Genomic DNA, 18,356 nt, shown 5'->3' on the forward strand with positions numbered 1-18,356 from the left:
ACAGCCTGACAACCCACCAAACACCGACCGGGGCCCCGCCCCGGCCAGCGATACCACCTGCACACAAACCCGCACACCAGGTCGTATTTTCCGGTCAGGACCAGCCGGGACCCCTCGCGTCAGCGCGGGCGGTAGGTGGTGAGGTCGACGGCGGCGGTGACGGTGACGGCGTCGGCAGGCAGGTCGGCCGGGGCGACGTGGCGGGCGCTCGGGGTCATGCCGATCAGGGTGCGGGCCTCGGTGGCGGTCAGCGTCAGCATCCGGCGGTGGGTGGTGGAGCCGGCCGGGGTGAAGTGCTCGTCGAGGGACTCGCTGACCCGGCCGGCCTTGTCCGGGTCGACCTGGAGCAGGCCGTAGGCGGTGATCAGCTCGGTGAGGTGGTCGGCGGCCGGGGTGACCACCAGCAGCCGGCCGTCCGGGCGCAGGACGCGGCGGAACTCCTGGCCGTTGCGAGGGGCGAAGACGTTGATGATCACGGATGCCGCGGCGTCCGCGACCGGGAGCGGGCGCCACAGGTCGGTCAGCACGGCGGCGGCACGCGGATGGGACCGGGCCGCGCGGCGCAGGGCCGGCTTCGACACGTCCAGGCCGAGGCCGACGGCGGCGGGGGCGGCGTCCAGCACCCGCGCGAGGTAGTCGCCGGTCCCGGTTCCGGCATCGAGGACCATTTCTCGTACGACAGAAGGCGCGGCCTCGACCGGCACCTCCGCGAGCGGAGCGGCTGCGGTGAGTGGCGGGTTTGCGGTGAGCGACGCGGCTTCCGCAAGCGCGGTGGCGATGAACGTGTAGTGCCCGGCAGCCAGGAACGCGGACCGATCGGCGATCATCTCGGCACTGTCGCCGGTGTGCGGGAGCCGTCCGGCGCTCAGATCGGCGTAACCCTGCTTGGCCATGTCGAAGCTGTGACCGGCGGGGCAGCGCAGCGCCCGCTCGTGCCGGGTGAGTGGCTGTCGACACACCGGGCACCTCAGGTACGGCAATGCGCCATCGATCATAAGGAGTTTTTTTCTTCCTTTTTCGGGTGGCGGGCGGGGAGTTCGGATGGCCCTTTAGGCTCTGCTGATGGCTGGCATCATGCATTCGGACATCGTCAAAGCTCCCAAGGTTCTGCTCCACGACCACCTGGACGGGGGTCTACGGCCGGCCACGATCGTCGAGCTGGCCGCCGGGGTCGGCCACGAGCTGCCCGAGCAGGACCCGGCCCGGCTGGGCGACTGGTTCGTCGCGGCCGCCGACTCCGGCTCGCTGGAACGGTACCTGGAGACGTTCGCGCACACGGTCGCGGTGATGCAGACCGAGGAGGGCCTGCACCGGGTCGCCCGGGAGTGCGCGCTCGACCTGGCCGCCGACGGCGTGGTGTACGCCGAGATCCGGTATGCCCCGGAGCAGCACCTGGAGCGTGGTCTGACCCTGGACCAGGTGGTCGAGACCGTGCACGCCGGTTTCCGCGACGGGTGCGCCGAGGCGGCCGCGAACGGCAGCCCGATCCGGATCGGCACCCTGCTGACCGCGATGCGGCACGCCGCCCGGTCCCAGGAGATCGCCGAGCTGTCCGTGCGGTACCGGGACTCCGGGGTGGTCGGCTTCGACATCGCCGGCGCCGAGGCGGGCTTCCCGCCCACCCGGCACCTGGACGCCTTCGAGTACCTGCAGCGGGAGAACTTCCACTTCACCATCCACGCGGGCGAGGCGTTCGGCCTGCCGTCGATCTGGGAGGCCATCCAGTGGTGCGGCGCCGACCGGCTCGGCCACGGCGTGCGCCTGATCGACGACATCACCGCGCCGGCGCCCGGCCCGAGCTCGGTCACCGCGACCGGTGGCACCGAGGCGGCGCCGCCGGTGCTGGGCCGGCTGGCCGCCTACGTCCGGGACAAGCGGATCCCGCTGGAGCTGTGCCCGTCGTCGAACGTGCAGACCGGCGCGGCCGCCTCGATCGCCGAGCACCCGATCAAGCTGCTGCACGACCTGCGCTTCCGGGTCACCGTCAACACCGACAACCGGCTGATGAGCGGCACCTCGATGAGCCGGGAGATGACCCTGCTGACCGAGTCGTTCGGCTGGGGCTGGGCGGAGCTGCAGTGGCTGACCATCAACGCGATGAAGTCGGCTTTCATCCCGTATGACGAGCGATTGGTGCTCATCAACGAGGTCATCAAGCCGGCGTATGCCAAGTTGCTGGGCTGAGCCCGACCGGAAAGTAGCGCCAAATCCGGCTTTTCGCCCTTTTCCTGGAAAGGGGCGAACGTACGTCAGACGAAATTACCTGTCCGGATCTGGCGCTCCACCGTTCGGCTAGACTGCCGCCTACAAACTCGGCATAATCCGGCATCTCGCCTTGCCGATCGCGCGAGACCGAGCCATCGTCAGTCCTGTCGCGATCGACTACGATCTGATCCGTCGGCCTGCGCCCACCCCCCAACGCCGCGCCGACGGTCGAGTGACCTTGAGATACATGCTCCTCTACAGGTAGTGATTTCTGACCGGCGATGTTCAACGGCGACGTTGCAACATCGCGTCACACAACCGGTCCGTGTCCGCCTGGTCTTTCTCTTTGACACTCGTCGTGATGGAATCTCGGGGGCCCGACCCGGCGAGTCGGCCGTGCGCGGAGTCCGGCGAGCCGAATGCCGGGCCCGAATCAGGAGGACGGTGACGTGAGCAAGCGCCCAAGTGAGGCGGACGGCGTCATGTCGCGTCTGCGGCGACCCACGGGTCGACTGCGAGACCTACCCATCTGGTCCAAGCTTGGTCTCATCATGCTGGTCCCAACCGTTGCGACGATCATCGTCGGCGTCAACGGCCTGGTCGACCACATCGATGAGGCTGACAATGCGGAGAACGCACGGACCCTGGCTGCACTCTCTCAGGCCGCCGGCGGTCTCGTCGACGAGCTCCAGTCCGAGCGGTCGTACGCGATGCAGATCGCGGTCGCCAAGGACAAGGACCTCAACAAGAAGTTCCACAACGGCGCAGAGGTCCCCGCGGTCGTCAAGGCCGCGGTCGACAAGTACAACGCCGAGCACTCCAAGGTCGAGGCCGCGAACCAGCCGTACGCGCAGCAGCGTGCCGCCCTGGACGAGGTTCCCGGGCGGGTCGACATCCTGCTCTCCCGGCTGGACTACAACCTGGCCGACCTCGCGGCGTACCGCAGCAAGGTCACCAAGGGTCTGGAGAGCACCAAGAGCGTCGAGACCAACTACAACAAGTTGATCGACGACCTGCTCTCGGTGCGTGACGTCGCGGCGCAGCAGGCCAGCGACACCGGTCTGAGCGACCACCTGCGGGCGGTCGCCGAAGTGGCGCGGGCCAAGGAGAACATCTCCACGGAACGCTTCATCGGCCACCAGGTCATCGGCGCGCAGGAGTTCAACAACACCCTGCGGCAGGCGATGCTCTCCGCGAGCCTGGGCTTCACACAGGCGACCACGACGCTCGAGGCGGTCGCGACCGACGGTGAGTTCGAGTTCTTCAAGAACACCACCGAGGCCAACGACGCTCAGCGTGAGGCCACCAACCTGACCGGTCCGCTGCTCGCCAACGTGGGCACCCAGATCGAGAACAAGAACCTCACCACGGCGGCGTGGGAGAAGGCGATGTCCGACTACAACAACACCTTCCGTCAGGTCGAGGTGCAGTTGGACAAGGACATCGTCGCTCAGGCCACCGACCTGCGGAACACGACGAACCGCCGGGTGTTCGTGGAGACCAGCATCCTGCTCGGGATGCTGCTGCTCGCGATCCTGTTCGCCTGGTTGGTCGCCCGCTCGATGGCCCGCTCGCTGCGTGAGCTGCGTCAGGGTGCGCTCGCCGTCGCCCAGTTCGGCCTGCCGCACGCGGTGAGCCGGCTGCGTGACCCGTCGCTCTCCGCGTCGCTCACCCCGGCACAGGTCGCCGACCAGATCGCCGAACCCCTTCCGGTACGCAGCCGGGACGAGTTCGGGCAGGTGACCGAGGCGTTCAACGCGGTCCACCTGGAAGCGGTGCGTACCGCGGCCGAGCAGGCCGCGCTGCGGGCCTCGGTCGCGACGATGTTCGTCAACCTGGCCCGTCGTTCCCAGATCCTGGTCGACCGGCTCATCGGTCACCTGGACCGCCTGGAGCGCGGCGAGGAGGACCCGGACCGTCTGGCCGAGCTGTTCCAGCTCGACCACCTGGCCACCCGAATGCGGCGTAACGACGAGAACCTCCTGGTCCTCGCGGGCGCCGACTCCACCCGTGTGCAGCGCGAGCCGGCTGCTCTGATCGACGTGCTGCGCGCCGCGCAGTCCGAGGTCGAGCACTACACCCGGATCGAGTTCGGCGTCATCGACCGGGACATCGAGGTGTCGGCGCACGCCGTCAACGACATGGTCCACCTGGTCGCCGAGCTCTTCGACAACGCGACCGCCTTCTCCCCGCCGAACTCGAGCGTTCTGGTCGAGGCTCGCCGGGCCGGTGAGAACGCGATTCTCACGGTGGAGGACCACGGCATCGGCATCAGCCGCGAGCAGCTTCGCGACCTGAACGAGCGCCTGGCCAACCCGCCGACGGTGGACGTCGCCGTCTCCCGGATGATGGGCCTGGTCGTGGTCGCCCGGCTGGCGAACCGGCACGGTGTCCGGGTCGAGCTCCGCCCGGCCGACCGCGAACGCGGCACGCTCGCCGAGGTGGGTCTACCCAACTCCGTCCTGGCCATCGGTGGTGCCGGTCGTGTGCCGACCGGTTACGACGCCCGGCCGGGTGGATACGACGCACCGCCGGCCGCGATGCCGTCCTTCGGTGAGCCGCTCGCTCTGGAGAGCGGCCGCGGCGGATACCCGGGCAACCGGCCGTACGACCCGGCGCTCAACGGCACCAACGGTTCCGTTCCGGCCTGGTCCGACCTGACCGGCGCGGCTCCGTCGAACGGTTTCGGCGGCGGCCAGTCCAACGGTTTCGGTGGCGGCAGTCAGTCCAACGGCTTCGGTGGTGGCGGTCAGTCCAATGGCTTCGGCGGCGGGACGAACGGGTTCAGCAACGGTTCCACGACCAACGGCTTCCACGGCCCGCGGAGCAACGAGCCGCTGCCGCCGCTCCCGTCCGGCCCGATCAGCTCCGGCCCGCAGGGCTTCGCTGGTCTGGACGAGCTGGCTCAGCGCCGCAACGGCAACGACTACCAGCGCCCCGACGGGGACATGAACAGCTACGGCGCGACGATTCCGCGTCAGCTCCCGGCCAACCCCGAGAGCCAGAGCCGCAGCTCGTTCATGCCGCCGGTGTCCGCTCCGCCGGCGCCGCCGGTCTCCGCTCCGCCGGTTCCGTCCGCTCCGCCGTACTCGGCGCCGCCGGTGTCGTCCGCTCCGCCGTACTCGGCGCCGCCGGCCGCTCCGACCAGCCCGAACTCGTACGCGTCGGCGCCGCCGGCCTGGCCGCCGGTCGCCGGCGACCGGGAGAACGCCACCCCGCACGTGCCGGAGAACCTCGCCGCGGCGCTCGACATGACCGCCGAGATCCCGAGGTACCGTCCGGACAACGCGGAGTCGAACCCCGAGGTGGCCCGTCCGGTCAACCCGTCCATGGCGGCGTTGCCCGCGTCGGCCCCGCCGGCGTACGACACCTACGACCCGTCGGTCGCCCCGGTGAGTGGTCCGGCCGAGGTGCACGCCACCGCGACCGCACAGATCGCGGCGGCGCAGGCTCCGGCCCGCGAGAGTGCGATGCCGTTCGCCGACGAGACCATGGAGCTGCCGATCTTCCGGGAGCTCGAGTCGGCCTGGTTCACCACGATCCCGGCCTCGAAGCCGTCCGTCGCCGGCAGCGGTGACGAAGCGGTGGTCTCGCAGCGGATCCCGACCGGCGAGCCGGTCCGGACCGCTGGGGTGCCGCAGCAGGCGGTCTCTCCGGAGGCTCGGGAGCTGGACGCGGCCACGGTCGGCGCGAACAGCTCGGCGGCCAACGCCGGTTCCTACGGCGGCGGCGCCGCTGCGGGCAACAGCCCGTGGCAGACCGCGGCCGACGAGGGCTGGCAGGCGGCCGCCAAGGCGTCCGAAGTCTCCATCGACACGACCACCACGGCGGGCCTTCCCAAGCGCACGCCGATGGCGCAACTCGTCCCCGGCGGTGTTGACCGGGGTGGTAACTCCGTCCAGCGCCGTACGCCCGAGGGGGTCCGCGGCCTGCTGTCCGCGTACCACCGGGGTGTCGCGCGCGGTCGCACCAAGGAACAATCGACCAACCCGGAGGAGACTCCGGGAGGGCAGCAGCCCTCGCAGGCTGGCAAGGAGCATGAGGCATGACATCTACGCAGGATCTCGGTTGGCTCCTCGCCAACTTTGCTGACCGCGTTCCCGGGGTCGCACACGCGATCGCGGTCTCCGCCGACGGCCTGCTCCTGGCGTCGTCGCGGGATCTTCCCCGGGACCGCGCCGACCAGCTGGCGGCGATCGCCTCCGGCCTGGTCAGCCTGACCCAGGGTGCCGCACGGTGCTTCGAGGGTGGTGCCGTCCTGCAGACGGTGGTGGAGATGGACAATGGGTTCCTGTTCCTGATGTCGATCTCCGACGGTTCCTCGTTCGCGGTGCTCGCGGCGCGTAGCTGCGACGTCGGTCAGGTGGGCTACGAGATGGCCCTGCTGGTCGACCGCGTCGGTGAGGCACTGACCCCGGCACCGCGATCCGCGGCCGGGGTGCTGGGCTGAAGGCGCAGTGAGCCGGCCCATCCGGCTACTGTCCAAAAACTTGAAAACCAATACACTTCGAGAGGCCGAGGGAGGGGTTGACGGTGACGATGCCCGAACGCGATGAGCCGACCGGTTCGCTGGTCAGGCCGTACGCCGTGACCCGTGGTCGAACCCGGCCGAAGCTTGAGATAGCGCTGGAAGCGCTGGTCGAGACAACCGTGCGCGGCCGTTCAGGAATTCGCGGCAGCCAGGGTGGAAGCGAGCATCAGTACATCGCGGCGATGTGCGACGGGGGACGAGTGCAGTCACTCGCCGAGATCGCCGCCCGCATGCAACTGCCGCTAGGTGTGGCACGAGTGATCGTCGCAGACATGGCCACTGACGGCCTGGTTGCGGTGTACGAGCCCACCTCGCTTGAAGACGAGACCGACGCGGTAGGCACGGAACTGCTGGAAAGGGTGCTGAGTGGACTTCGCAGGCTCTGACATGTCGCAACGTCCCGCTGCGGGACGCGTGACATCGGCGAAGATTGTCATCGCCGGTGGTTTCGGCGTCGGTAAGACGACGCTGGTGGGGTCGGTCTCGGAGATCACCCCGCTTACCACCGAGGCGATCATGACTTCTGCCGGTGTGGGTGTCGATGACAACCGGCAGGTACCGGGGAAGATGACCACCACGGTGGCCATGGACTTCGGCCGGATCAGCATCGACCGGGACCTGATCCTCTATCTGTTCGGAACGCCTGGCCAGACGCGGTTCTGGTTCATGTGGGACGAGCTGGTCCGGGGCGCGATCGGTGCGGTTGTCATGGTGGATACGCGTCGGCTCGCCGACTGCTTCGCCGCTATCGACTTCTTCGAGCACCGTCGCCTGCCGTACCTGGTGGCGATCAACTGCTTCGATGGCATGCAGTATCACAACCCGCAGGACGTTCGGGACGCTCTGGCGATCTCGAGCGACGTGCCGGTGGTGAGCTGTGACGCCCGCAACCGCGAGTCGACGAAGAACGTCCTCATCTCGCTTGTCGAGTATGTGCTGACGATGCGTCGCACGCGTGCGGTAGCGCCCGCCTGACGAACGGTGAAAGCCCCGCTCCGCGAGTCGGAGCGGGGCTTTCGCGCGCTCTGCGGCAGGCAATCCGCGCAGCGGATCAACAACCCTGCGTGACGGGGCGTCCGAGTAGGGCGGGCAGGGCGGCCAGGTCGTCGACCCGGTGCTCGGGCAGGCACTCTGCGGCCGGCACGCCGATCCGGGCGGTGACCGTCGAACACAAGCGCTGGTCCGGCTTGCGGTGTCCCTCGCTCCAGGAGAACACCGGGGCGTCGATCCGGGACGCGTACGGCGTGGTGGCCCCGGCCTCGCAGAGCTCGCTCGAGCAGTCGCTGAGAAGCCCCAGGACGTATCCGTGGCCCCGGAGCTGATCAAGTTACCCGAAGAGCCTCCGGGCGGGGCCTACGGAGCCGTTCAGCGCCCGCGCGGTGGGTGGTGACCGCTGCCGTGAGCATGCCGCAAGCATCAAGCACCTGCGGTGCGAAAGCGTGAGGGGCCGCGACCCATCGGGTCGCGGCCCCTCACCACAGCTGGAACTCAGCGGCCGTTCGTGTTCCCGGCCCCGTTGCGGTATTCGTCGGCCGGCTGACCGTCGCGGGTGAAGTCCCACCCGCCGGCCGCCTCGCGACCCGGGCGACCGCCCATCGCGAACCCGCCGATCTCCTGACCGCGCCGCCAGCCCCGGAAATACCCGGTGGTGTGCGCCGCGATCGAGGCCGCGTCCCGGACGATCCGCAGCGGCCGCTCCTCGCGCAGCGGTGAGCCCGGCACCAGGTTGGCCTGCGGCACCCGCTTCGGCAGGCCGGCCGAGGTCTCCGCGGCGACGGCCGGGGTGGCCGCCTTCTCCGCGGCACGCCAGCCGCTGTCGTTCGGGTTGGCCCAGTCCCGGATGCCCTCGCCGGTCTCGGTGGTCGGGCCGGTGAACCAGGCGGACCTGGCCGCCGCGAAGATCAGCAGGTCACCGTCGCTGCCGTCGGCCGCGACCGGGGGTGCGGCGCTGCGGTCCAGCGCGGTCACCCGCGGCGGCAGGCTGTCGGCGCCGCGACCGCCACCGTCGACCACGCGCAGCGACGGCGGCTCACCGAGCTGGTCGAGGCCGGGCAGCTTCGCCCGTCCGCCGTTGAGCTGCGGTTCCACCAGGCGCAGTGCCGGCGGCTCCTTCGGCATGTCCTGCCACGGCGGCCTGATCCGGCCGTCCGGGCCGGGCAGCCCGGCCGAGGCGGCGGGCCGCTCCGGCAGGGTGGCCTCGTCGCCGCCGGAGTTCAGCAGCGGCCAGTTGGCCCGCGATCCCGGTTCCGGCGTCTCCTGGGCGGGACGCTGGGCCGGCATCGGCATCGGCAGGCTGAAATCGGTCGGTCCGGTGGGCGTGCCGTTCGTCGCCGCGGGCGGCGGCGGGGTGGCACGGGCCGGTCGGGCCGGGATGACCGTGCGTTGCCGCTCGGCCCTTGCCCGGTTGAGCTCGGCGTTGGCGAGCGTGGGCCGGAACGGCTCGCCCGCGTCCGCCGGGCTGCCCAACCCGCCGGCCGGCGAGATCGGGATCCGGCCACCGGGGGAGATCGGATTCCGGGCGGCCGGGGAGATCGGGCTGCGGGCAGCGGGCGAGATCGGGCTCCGGGCGGCCGGCGACGCCGGTGCGGACGGAATCCGGCTGCCCGGCAACGGCCGGGTGCCCGGGGTGATCGGGGTCATCCCCGGCGGGGGCGGCGGCACGGACACCGGCCGGTTGCCCGGCGAGGTGGTCCGCATCGGCAGCCCGTTGGCCGCGGCCGGCGCCACCGGCGGCGGCATGATCGGGTCCGGGGCGGCCGGGGGAGCGTTCATCGGTCGCGGGGTGGCCGGTCCGTTGCCCGCCACCGAGGGTTCGGGGCGGTTCCGGCGGCCGAACCGCGACGCCAGGTCGGTGCTGGGCGTGCTCGGCAGGGCAGCCGGTTCGACGGCCCGGCGGGAGGAGCGGCGCCCGACGTTCGACTCGGTGGCCGGGCTGGAGGCCCGGGCGGTGAGCGTGCCGACCAGGGCGGCGCACGCCGCGTCGCAGGTGCGGATCGCGGCGATGGCCTGGCGGACCGTCTCGGCGGCGGCCGGCGCCAGTGACTTGTTGATCCCGCCCCGGCGCGGGGACTCGCTGATCGCCACCTGCAGTGCGGTGACGGCGGAGATCACCTGGTCCTCGGTGCCGGCTCCGGTGCGAGCGAGGGTGTGTGCGACGTCCTGCGCGGCCTGCGCCGGGTCGCCGCCGCGGCCGGTCAGCCGGCCCGGCTCGGGAACCGCCTCGAGCACGGCCATGGCGAGCGGGTGCGCCGGATCCGGGTACGCCCGCAGGGCGGCCGGGTACAGCTCGCGGAGCACCTCGCGGAGCGCGACCGAGGCCGCGTTCCGCCCGACCAGCATGGCCACGTGCGCGGCCAGGATCGGCTTGTAGCTGACCAGCTCACGCGGCGCGGGCAGGGTGACCGCGGCGATCGCGCCGGCCTGGAGGGCACGGGCCAGCCCGACCGCGCGGCGTGCCGCGGCCGGGGCGGCCATCTCCTCCGGGGAGTCGTCGTCCGAGAAGCGCTCGGCGAAATCGTCCGCGTCGTCGTCATCGATCACGACGAGCGGCCGGCCGGCGGCGGTGAGCAGCGAGGTGACGACGTGGTCGTCACTGTCCGCGGCGACCGCCGCGTCGCTGAATCCGGTCGTGCGTTCCACGAGCAGCGTTCCCAGCAGGGCGTACCCGCTCGGGTCGTCGCTGATCTCGTGGACGCCGAGCAACCGGCCTGCGTCATCCACCACGGCGATGGTCAGGGGCGCGGCCGAAGCCGTACGCACCCCGTCATCAGCCGACGCCAGACCGCAGTACACGCGCACGAGCGCCACGGCGTCGTCCTCCTCCCCGGGACTGCTTCTCTGTGGCCAAGGACTGATTTTCCCTGGTAATCGGTCAGTCACGCCAGTCCACAGCGGCGGAGATCTTGCTGATCACCGAGCGCCAGCCGAGACTTGCCTGCTGTGCACCGATCTTCTTCAGCCGCCGACGGCCGAAGAAACCACCCATACCACCGTTTTCCGCGGCACGGAGGGAATCGTCGAGGTCATCGAGCGGGGAACCGGGCGACAGTGCCAGGATCACCGGCTTCAGCCGGAGTGCGTACCCGAGGTCCCGGGCCACCTCTCCGGCGGCGATGAGCAGCGGCAGATCCCACGTGTCGTGACCGCCGCGCAGGTTCTCCACCACGAGGTCGAGCTCGTAGCGTTCCTCCGGCAGCGGGTCGATGTCGCTCGACTCTACCCGCTCCGCCAGGTCACCCCAGGTGTCCAATTGTGCGAGATCGTGCGGAGCACCCGAACGAATGAAGGACACCAGCGCTTCGGCGTTCTTGAAGGCGAGCAACCGGCCCTTGTGGCTGAGGAACATGGGCACTACTTCGTCGTCCGGCTGGGCGTTCGCGTCCTCCGGCTCGTCCTCGAAGTCGGCCGGATCGGGTTCGCCGTCGGCCGGCTTCTCGCCGTCGGCCTTGCCGGTGGACTTGTCGACGGCCTTGTCATCGGCCTTGTCATCGGCCTTGTCGTCCTCGGCGAGCAGCGCCTGGAACTCCTCGTCGACGATGACTTCTTCCTCGTCGTCGTCCTGGACGACGGCGGCCCGCTTGCGCGCCTCGAACGGGTCGTCCTCGTCGACCTCGATCTCGGTCGGGGTCAGCTCGGCGACTGTCCGGTATGCCCGGAGGGTCAGCCCCACGCCGCCCGGGAGTGCGATCTCCACCGGCTCGACACGGACCTGCTCCCAGAGCTCACGCCCGTTGAGTCCTTCCGTCGAGGACTGCTCGGCCACCGGCGCGGACGCCTCGGGCTCGTCGGACTGGCTGGTCACGGTTGACCTCCGGGTTGATCTGAGGTGGGACGGACGGGTGACTACGGGCACATACCCTAGTCCGCAACGCTGTGTGACAGCGGCCCCGTCCCCTCCACTTCCTCCGCGCGTCGGTGATAAACCCTCAATAACCCTTCGGGTGCCAGACGGTCTTCGTCTCCAGCAGCGCCGTCATCGGCTTCAGCCCCGGGTCGGCGGACAGGTCGATCCCACCGGCCGGCGGGCGGATCACCCGCTTCAGCGTGCCGGCCGCGGCGCGTTCCAGCTCGGCCGCCAGCTCGGCGTGCTCCACCCCGGTCAGGTCCAGGGCGTTCACGTCGGCGTGCGCGGCCAGCCAGGGCGCGGTCTCGGCGTACCGGCCGGTGAGGATGTTCACCACGCCGCCCGGCACGTCCGAGGTGGCCAGCACCTCGGCCAGGGTGATCGCGATCTGCGGGTCGGCGGCCAGCACCACCGTGGTGTTGCCGGTGACCACCGCCGGGGCGATCACGCTGACCAGGCCGAGCAGGCCGGCCGGGGCGACCACCGCGACCACGCCGGTCGGCTCGGGCGCGGAGATGTTGAAGAACGGCCCGGCGACCGGGTTGGCCCCGCCGGCCACCTGGGCGATCTTGTCGGACCAGCCCGCGTACCAGACCCAGCGGTCGACCGCGGCGTCCAGCTCGCCGGCCGGGACGCCGAGCGCGGTGAACTCGGCGCGCCGGGCCTCCACCATCTCGGCCACCCGGTACAGCACCTGGCCACGGTTGTACGCGGTGGCGCCGGCCCAGCCGGACTGCGCCGCCCGGGCCGCGACCACCGCGTCCCGGGCGTCCTTGCGCGAGGCGAGGGCCACGTTGTCGCCGTCCACCAGGTAGGTCCGTCCTGATTCGCTGCGCGGGAACTTGCCGCCGATGTAGAGCTTGTAGGTCTTCCGTACGGTAAGCCGCGCGTTCTCCGCGACGGCGACCGCCTTCGATGACTTAGGCAAGGTACGCCTCCAGGCCGTGCCGGCCGCCCTCGCGGCCGTAGCCGGACTCCTTGTAACCGCCGAACGGCGACGCCGGGTCGAATTTGTTGAACGTGTTGGCCCAGACCACCCCGGCCCGGAGCTTGTCGGCCACGGCCAGGATCCGCGAGCCCTTCTCCGACCAGATCCCGGCGGACAGCCCGTACGGGGTGTTGTTCGCCTTCTCCACGGCCTCGGCCGGGGTGCGGAAGGTGAGCACCGAGAGCACCGGCCCGAAGATCTCCTCGCGGGCGATCCGGTGGGCCTGGGTGACGCCGGTGAAGATGGTCGGCGCGAACCAGAAACCCCGCTCCGGCAACTGGCAGGCCGGCGACCAGCGCTCGGCGCCCTCGGCCGCGCCGATCTCGGAGAGCTCGGTGATCCGGGCCAGCTGCGCGGCCGAGTTGATCGCCCCGATGTCGGTGTTCTTGTCCAGCGGGTCGCCGACCCGCAGCGTGCCCATCCGGCGCTTGAGCGAGGCGAGCAGCTCCTCGGCGATGTTCTCCTGGACCAGCAGGCGCGACCCGGCGCAGCAGACGTGCCCCTGGTTGAAGAAGATCCCGTTGACGATGCCCTCGACCGCCTGGTCGAGCGGCGCGTCGTCGAAGACGATGTTCGCGGCCTTGCCGCCCAGCTCCAGGGTGAGCCGCTTGCCGGTGCCGGCCACCGTCCGGGCGATCTCCCGGCCCACCTCGGTGGAGCCGGTGAACGCGACCTTGTCGACGTCCGGGTGGGCGACCAGGTAGGCGCCGGTGTCGCCGGCCCCGGTGACGATGTTGACCACGCCCGGCGGCAGCTCGGCCTGCCGGCAGACGTCCGCGAAGAACAGCGCGGACAGCGGGGTGGTCTCGGCCGGCTTGAGCACCACGGTGTTGCCGGTGGCCAGCGCGGGCGCGACCTTCCAGGCCAGCATCAGCAGCGGGAAGTTCCACGGGATGACCTGGGCGGCCACGCCGATCGGCTTCGGGTCCGGGCCGAACCCGGCGTACGGCAGCTTGTCGGCCCAGCCCGCGTAGTAGAAGAAGTGCGCGGCGACCAGTGGCAGGTCGACGTCCCGCGACTCCTTGATCGGCTTGCCGTTGTCCAGCGACTCCAGCACGGCCAGCTCGCGGGAGCGCTCCTGGATGATCCGGGCGATCCGGAACAGGTACTTGGCGCGCTCCGCGCCGGGCAGCGCGGACCAGGCGCCGTAGGCGTGCCGGGCGGCGGCGACCGCGCGGTCCACGTCCTCCGGGCCGGCCGTGGCGACCTCGGCGAGGACCTCCTCGGTGGCCGGGTTGACGGTCTTGAAGGTGGCGCCGTCCTTGGCGGCCTCGAAGGCGCCGTCGATGAAGAGCCCGTAGGAGGAGTCCAGCTCGACGACCGAGCGGGACTCGGGTGCGGGTGCGTACTCGAACATGGGTCCCTCAGTCCAGGGTGAAGTAGTCGGGACCGGAGTAGTGGCCGGTGGTGAGCTTGGTGCGCTGCATCAGCAGGTCGTTGAGCAGCGAGGAGGCACCGAACCGGAACCAGGCCGGGTCCAGCCAGTCGTCGCCGGCCGTCTCGTTGATCAGCACCAGGTACTTGATGGCGTCCTTGGTGTTCTTGATCCCGCCGGCCGGTTTCACGCCGATCTGCCGCCCGTGCCGCTCCCGGAAGTCGCGTACCGCCTCCAGCATCACCAGCGTGATTGGCAGCGTCGCGTTCACCGCGACCTTGCCGGTGGACGTCTTGATGAAGTCGGCGCCGGCCAGCATCGCCAGCCAGGAGGCGCGGCGGACGTTGTCGTACGTCGCGAGCTCGCCGGTCTCCAGGATCACCTTGAGATGGGCACTCCCGCACGCCTGTTTGACCGCGACGATCTCCTCGAAGACCCGGGTGTAGTCGCCGGCCAGGAACGCGCCGCGGCTGATCACCATGTCGATCTCGTCGGCCCCGGCCTCCACCGCCGCCCGGGTGTCGGCCAGCCGCACCTCGAGCGGCGCCTGGCCGGACGGGAACGCGGTGGCGACGCTGGCCAGGTGCACGCCGGAGCCGGCCAGCGCGGCGTGGGCCACGCCGGCCATCGCCGGATAGACGCAGATCGCGGCGACCGAGGGACAGCTCGGATCGCCGGGATCGGGATGCCGGCCCTTGGCGCACAGTGCGCGCACCTTGCCGGGTGTGTCGGCGCCTTCCAGGGTGGTCAGATCGACCATCCGGATCGCCAGATCGATGGCCTTGGCCTTGCTTCCGGCCTTTACCGATCGGGTGCCGAGCGCGGCAGCTCTCGCCTCGACACCCACCTTGTCGACCCCGGGGAGGCCGTGCAAGAACGAGCGGAGGTCGGACAGCCCGATGGGCGCTGTCACAGTCATGAAAACGATTCTATGCGACCCCAGGACAGTTGATCTTGAATGAACGGTAGGTTGAGCCCCGTGGACGTCCTAGTCGTAGATCACCCGCTGGCGCAGACCCGGCTCACCGCGATGCGCCGGACCGAGACCGAGTCCGGTGTCTTCCGCGCCTCCCTGCACGAGCTCACCACGATGGTGGTCTATGAGGCGGCCCGGCTCTTCGCGGTCGAGAAGTTCCCGATCCAGACCCCCGTCGCGCAGACCGAGGGCACCCGGCTGGCCAACCCGCCGCTGATCGTGCCGGTGCTGCGGGCCGGGCTGGGCATGGCCGACGCCGCGCTCGGCCTGCTGCCCGAGTCGTCGATGGGCTTCGTCGGGCTGGCCCGCGACGAGGTGACCCACGAGCCCCGGGCGTACATGGAGTCGCTCCCGGCCGACCTGGCCGGTCAGCCGGTGCTGGTCCTCGACCCGATGCTGGCCACCGGCGGCTCGCTGATCCACTGCTGCGAGCTGCTCGCCGACCGCGGCTGCACCGACATCATCATCTGCTGCGTGCTGGCCGCCCCGGAGGGCGTGCAGCGGCTGAAGGACTCCGGCCTGCCGGTGCGCCTGATCACCGCGTCGATCGACGAGGGGCTCAACGAGAAGGCGTACATCGTCCCGGGTCTCGGCGACGCCGGCGACCGCCAGTTCGGCGGCATGCGCCGCTTCTGACCACGGTCCTCCGCGAGGCGCGCCCGGCGCAGGCCGGGCGCACCCCACAGAATCAACGTCAGCTGGTGTACGACCAGGACTGCGCCTTGCCGTCCCGGAACGGCATCACCCCGTGGAACACCGTGGGGGAGTCGGCGAAGACCAGCGGCAGGAAGTGCCGGTCCGACTCCCACATCGGCAGTGTCCCGCCGAGCAGATCGGCCCGCTCCACCCAGTGCAGCGACCCCTCGTCGTTGCCGGTCTTCGGTGTCCCCGTCCAGGTGGGGATCCGGAAGATGAATCCGAACCAGTTCTCCCCGCCGCGGCCGAATCCCGGCCAGGAGATGGTTCCGGCGAAATCGAGCGGCCCGCACTCCAGTCCGGACTCCTCGGCGATCTCCCGGCGCATCCCGGACGACACGTCCTCGTCCGGTTCGAGTTTTCCGCCGAGCCCGTTGTAGTAGCCGAAGTGAATGTCATCCGGCCGGGTGTCCCGGCGGATCATCAATACCCGCGCGGAATCGGGTGACATGACATATCCGAGCGTGGCGAGTACGGCCCGCATGCGCGTCTCCTGTCGACGTCGAAATGGACGCCGCGCAGGGTAATCGGAAAGTCCCGTTTCGTGGGGTAATGTGAGCCGCGCCACCCGAAGGTAACGGTAGGTGGTCGCCCCATCACTGACGCTTTCTGTAGAGGAATGGCTATGGCAGCCACCATCCCCCCGGCCCATCCGGTGATCGGCGCGGACGAGATCGCCGCCGCGGTCCGGGTGCTCAGCAGCGGCCTGGTCGTGCAGGGCCCGGAAGTCGCCGCGTTCGAGGACGAGTTCTCCGCCCTGGTGGCCGGCCGGCACTGTGTCGCGGTCAACTCGGGCACCTCCGCGCTGCAGCTGACCCTGCTGGCGCTCGGCCTGAAGCCCGGCGACGAGGTGATCGTGCCGTCGTTCTCGTTCGCCGCGACCGCCAACGCGGTCCGGCTGGCCGGTGGCACGCCGGTCTTCGCCGACATCGAGCCCGGCTCGTTCTGCCTCGACCCGGACGCGGTGGCCGCGGCGATCACGCCGCGCACGGTCGCGGTCATGCCGGTGCACCTGTACGGCCACCCGGCCGCGATGGACCGGCTCATGCCGCTGGCCACCCGGCACGGCCTGGCCGTGGTGGAGGACGCCGCCCAGGCGCACGCCGCCGCGCTGCACGGCACCCCGGTCGGCGCGTTCGGCGTGGCCGGCTGCTTCAGCTTCTACCCGACGAAGAACATGCACGCCCTCGAAGGCGGGATGATCACCACGGCCGACCCGGAGTTCGCCCGGCAGCTGCGCCTGCTGCGCAACCAGGGGATGGAGCAGCGCTACCAGAACGAGATCGTCGGCGCGAACATGCGGCTCACCGACGTGGCCGCGGCGATCGGGCGGGTGCAGCTGGCCAAGCTCGGCGGGTGGACCGGGCAGCGCCGGGCGAACGCGGCCCACTTCGACGCGCACCTGACCGGGGTGCGGCTGCCGCCGGTCGCCGACGGCGCGCGGCACGTCTACCACCAGTACACCGTGCGGGTGGAGGGGAACCGGGAGGCGTTCCAGGCGGCGCTGACCGACCAGGGGGTGGGCAACGCGGTGTACTACCCGACGCCGATCCACCGGCTGCGCCCGTTCGCGCAGGACCGCGGCGTCCACCTGCCGGAGACCGACCGGGCCGCCGCCGAGGTGGTGTCGCTGCCGGTCTACCCGACGCTGACCGCCGCCGAGCTGGACCGGATCGTCGAGGCGGTACAGGCGGCCGTGGTGCCGGCATGAGCGCGCTGCGCGCCGGCCTGATCGGGTACGGCGCGATGGGCCGCAACCACGCCCGGGTGCTGCACGCGCTGGACGGCGTCGAGCTGGCCGGCGTGCTCGACCCGGCGCCCGGCCTGGTCGGCCCGTACGGCGTACCGGTCGTCACCGGCCTGGACGAGCTGCTCGCCCTCGGCGTCGACTACGCGGTGCTGGCCTCGCCGACCGGCCTGCACGAGGAGATCGGCCTGCGGCTCGCCGAGGCCGGTGTGCACACGATGATCGAGAAGCCGCTGGCCCCGTCGGTCGCCGCGGCGCAGAACCTGGTCGACGCGTTCGCCCGGCGCGGCCTGATCGGCGCGGTCGGGCACATCGAGCGGTACAACCCGGCCCTGCAGAGCCTGCGGGCCCGGCTGGAGGCCGGCGAGCTGGGCGAGATCTACCAGGTGGTGACCCGGCGGCAGGGCCCGTTCCCGGGCCGGATCGCCGACGTCGGCGTGGTGATGGACCTGGCCACCCACGACATCGACCTGACCGCCTGGGTGACCGGCCGGCAGTACCTGCGGGTGGCGGCGCACACCACGGCCCGCAGCGGCCGCCCGCACGAGGACATGGTCTCCGCGGTGGCCGGGCTGGAGGGCGGGCTGATGGCGAACCACGTGGTGAACTGGCTCAGCCCGTTCAAGGAGCGGTCCACCGTGATCACCGGCGAGCGGGGCAGTTTCGTCGCCGACACGCTGCACGCCGATCTGACGTTCTACGCCAACGGCGCGATCGGCACCGAATGGGAGGCGCTCCGCAATTTCCGGGGCGTCGCCGAGGGCGACATGATCCGGTACGCCATTCCGAAACGCGAGCCGTTGCTGGTCGAGCACGAACGATTCCGGGACGCGGTGAACGGCGGCGTGAATGACACGGTCACGCTGATCCAGGCATTGCGCACCGTCGAGGTGGCCGACGCGGTGCTGCGATCGGCCCGCGAAGGCGGCACCGTGGACGTACCCGAGGCATTTGTCACCGCGCCCCGGAATCTTCCGGAAGCGCACAGCGGTCGT

Annotated in this window: 15 protein-coding genes and 1 pseudogene; 8 read left to right on the forward strand and 8 right to left on the reverse strand. The window is 70.8% G+C overall.

Annotated elements, in window-relative coordinates:
• Nucleotides 1–119 precede the first annotated feature (119 nt).
• The gene (locus ADL15_RS47180) at nt 120–995 is read right to left on the reverse strand and encodes a putative RNA methyltransferase (protein ID WP_067706823.1); all 876 of its coding nucleotides are present in this window, start codon (nt 993–995) and stop codon (nt 120–122) included.
• Nucleotides 996–1,062: 67 nt separating this feature from the next.
• Here ADL15_RS47180 and ADL15_RS47185 point away from each other — a divergent pair, with 67 nt between their 5' ends.
• From ADL15_RS47185 to ADL15_RS47205, 5 genes are all read left to right on the forward strand, one after another.
• The gene (locus ADL15_RS47185; protein WP_067706825.1) at nt 1,063–2,184 is read left to right on the forward strand and encodes an adenosine deaminase; all 1,122 of its coding nucleotides are present in this window, start codon (nt 1,063–1,065) and stop codon (nt 2,182–2,184) included.
• Nucleotides 2,185–2,654: 470 nt separating this feature from the next.
• Entirely contained in the window at nt 2,655–6,254 is a 3,600-nt protein-coding gene (locus ADL15_RS47190; RefSeq protein ID WP_067706881.1) for a sensor histidine kinase, read from the forward strand.
• Nucleotides 6,251–6,655 (forward strand): roadblock/LC7 domain-containing protein, encoded by a 405-nt coding sequence (locus ADL15_RS47195; RefSeq protein ID WP_067706828.1) that lies wholly within the window; start codon nt 6,251–6,253, stop codon nt 6,653–6,655. Before ADL15_RS47190 ends, ADL15_RS47195 begins: the two co-directional genes overlap by 4 nt.
• A gap of 89 nt (nt 6,656–6,744) precedes the next feature.
• On the forward strand, nt 6,745–7,122 hold the full coding sequence (locus tag ADL15_RS47200; RefSeq protein ID WP_067706884.1) for a DUF742 domain-containing protein: 378 nt from the start codon (nt 6,745–6,747) through the stop codon (nt 7,120–7,122).
• A 1-nt stretch (nt 7,123) separates the two neighbouring features.
• Complete coding sequence (locus tag ADL15_RS47205) at nt 7,124–7,711, forward strand: GTP-binding protein (RefSeq protein ID WP_067706830.1); 588 nt, start codon at nt 7,124–7,126, stop codon at nt 7,709–7,711.
• 76 nt (nt 7,712–7,787) lie between these two features.
• Here ADL15_RS47205 and ADL15_RS53735 read toward each other — a convergent pair whose 3' ends face one another.
• The 6 genes from ADL15_RS53735 to deoC form a co-directional block, all read right to left on the reverse strand.
• Nucleotides 7,788–7,952, reverse strand: coding sequence for a hypothetical protein (locus tag ADL15_RS53735; protein WP_157442048.1), 165 nt, complete (start codon nt 7,950–7,952; stop codon nt 7,788–7,790).
• A 272-nt stretch (nt 7,953–8,224) separates the two neighbouring features.
• Nucleotides 8,225–10,543, reverse strand: a complete 2,319-nt coding sequence (locus ADL15_RS47210; protein WP_198171317.1) for a transposase — start codon at nt 10,541–10,543, stop codon at nt 8,225–8,227.
• Nucleotides 10,544–10,607: 64 nt separating this feature from the next.
• Entirely contained in the window at nt 10,608–11,498 is an 891-nt protein-coding gene (locus ADL15_RS47215) for a DNA primase (protein WP_232345037.1), read from the reverse strand.
• A gap of 163 nt (nt 11,499–11,661) precedes the next feature.
• Nucleotides 11,662–12,507 carry an aldehyde dehydrogenase family protein gene (locus ADL15_RS47220; RefSeq protein WP_067706836.1) on the reverse strand — a complete coding sequence of 282 codons (846 nt, stop codon included), beginning with the start codon at nt 12,505–12,507 and terminating at the stop codon, nt 11,662–11,664.
• Nucleotides 12,500–13,924, reverse strand: a complete 1,425-nt coding sequence (locus tag ADL15_RS47225) for an aldehyde dehydrogenase family protein (protein WP_067706839.1) — start codon at nt 13,922–13,924, stop codon at nt 12,500–12,502. The genes ADL15_RS47220 and ADL15_RS47225 overlap by 8 nt, the downstream gene beginning before the upstream one ends.
• A gap of 7 nt (nt 13,925–13,931) precedes the next feature.
• Nucleotides 13,932–14,861, reverse strand: coding sequence for a deoxyribose-phosphate aldolase (deoC, locus tag ADL15_RS47230; RefSeq protein WP_067706842.1), 930 nt, complete (start codon nt 14,859–14,861; stop codon nt 13,932–13,934).
• A 60-nt stretch (nt 14,862–14,921) separates the two neighbouring features.
• On the opposite strand from deoC, the gene upp reads away from it, so the two are divergent.
• Nucleotides 14,922–15,554: a uracil phosphoribosyltransferase gene (gene upp / locus ADL15_RS47235; RefSeq protein WP_067706845.1), complete on the forward strand. Its 633-nt coding sequence runs from the start codon at nt 14,922–14,924 to the stop codon at nt 15,552–15,554.
• Between the two features lie 58 nt (nt 15,555–15,612).
• Here the strand turns inward: upp and ADL15_RS47240 are convergent, their stop codons facing one another.
• Nucleotides 15,613–16,098: an NUDIX hydrolase gene (locus ADL15_RS47240; protein ID WP_067706847.1), complete on the reverse strand. Its 486-nt coding sequence runs from the start codon at nt 16,096–16,098 to the stop codon at nt 15,613–15,615.
• Between the two features lie 141 nt (nt 16,099–16,239).
• Here ADL15_RS47240 and ADL15_RS47245 point away from each other — a divergent pair, with 141 nt between their 5' ends.
• Complete coding sequence (locus ADL15_RS47245; protein ID WP_067706850.1) at nt 16,240–17,325, forward strand: DegT/DnrJ/EryC1/StrS family aminotransferase; 1,086 nt, start codon at nt 16,240–16,242, stop codon at nt 17,323–17,325.
• Nucleotides 17,322–18,302 (forward strand): annotated as a pseudogene (locus tag ADL15_RS47250) (Gfo/Idh/MocA family protein); the annotation flags it as partial. The gene ADL15_RS47245 and the pseudogene ADL15_RS47250, both read left to right, overlap by 4 nt.
• Nucleotides 18,303–18,356 lie beyond the last annotated feature (54 nt).

It is taken from the genome of Actinoplanes awajinensis subsp. mycoplanecinus (genome assembly GCF_001509495.1).
GTDB classification, from domain to species: Bacteria; Actinomycetota; Actinomycetes; order Mycobacteriales; family Micromonosporaceae; genus Actinoplanes; species Actinoplanes palleronii.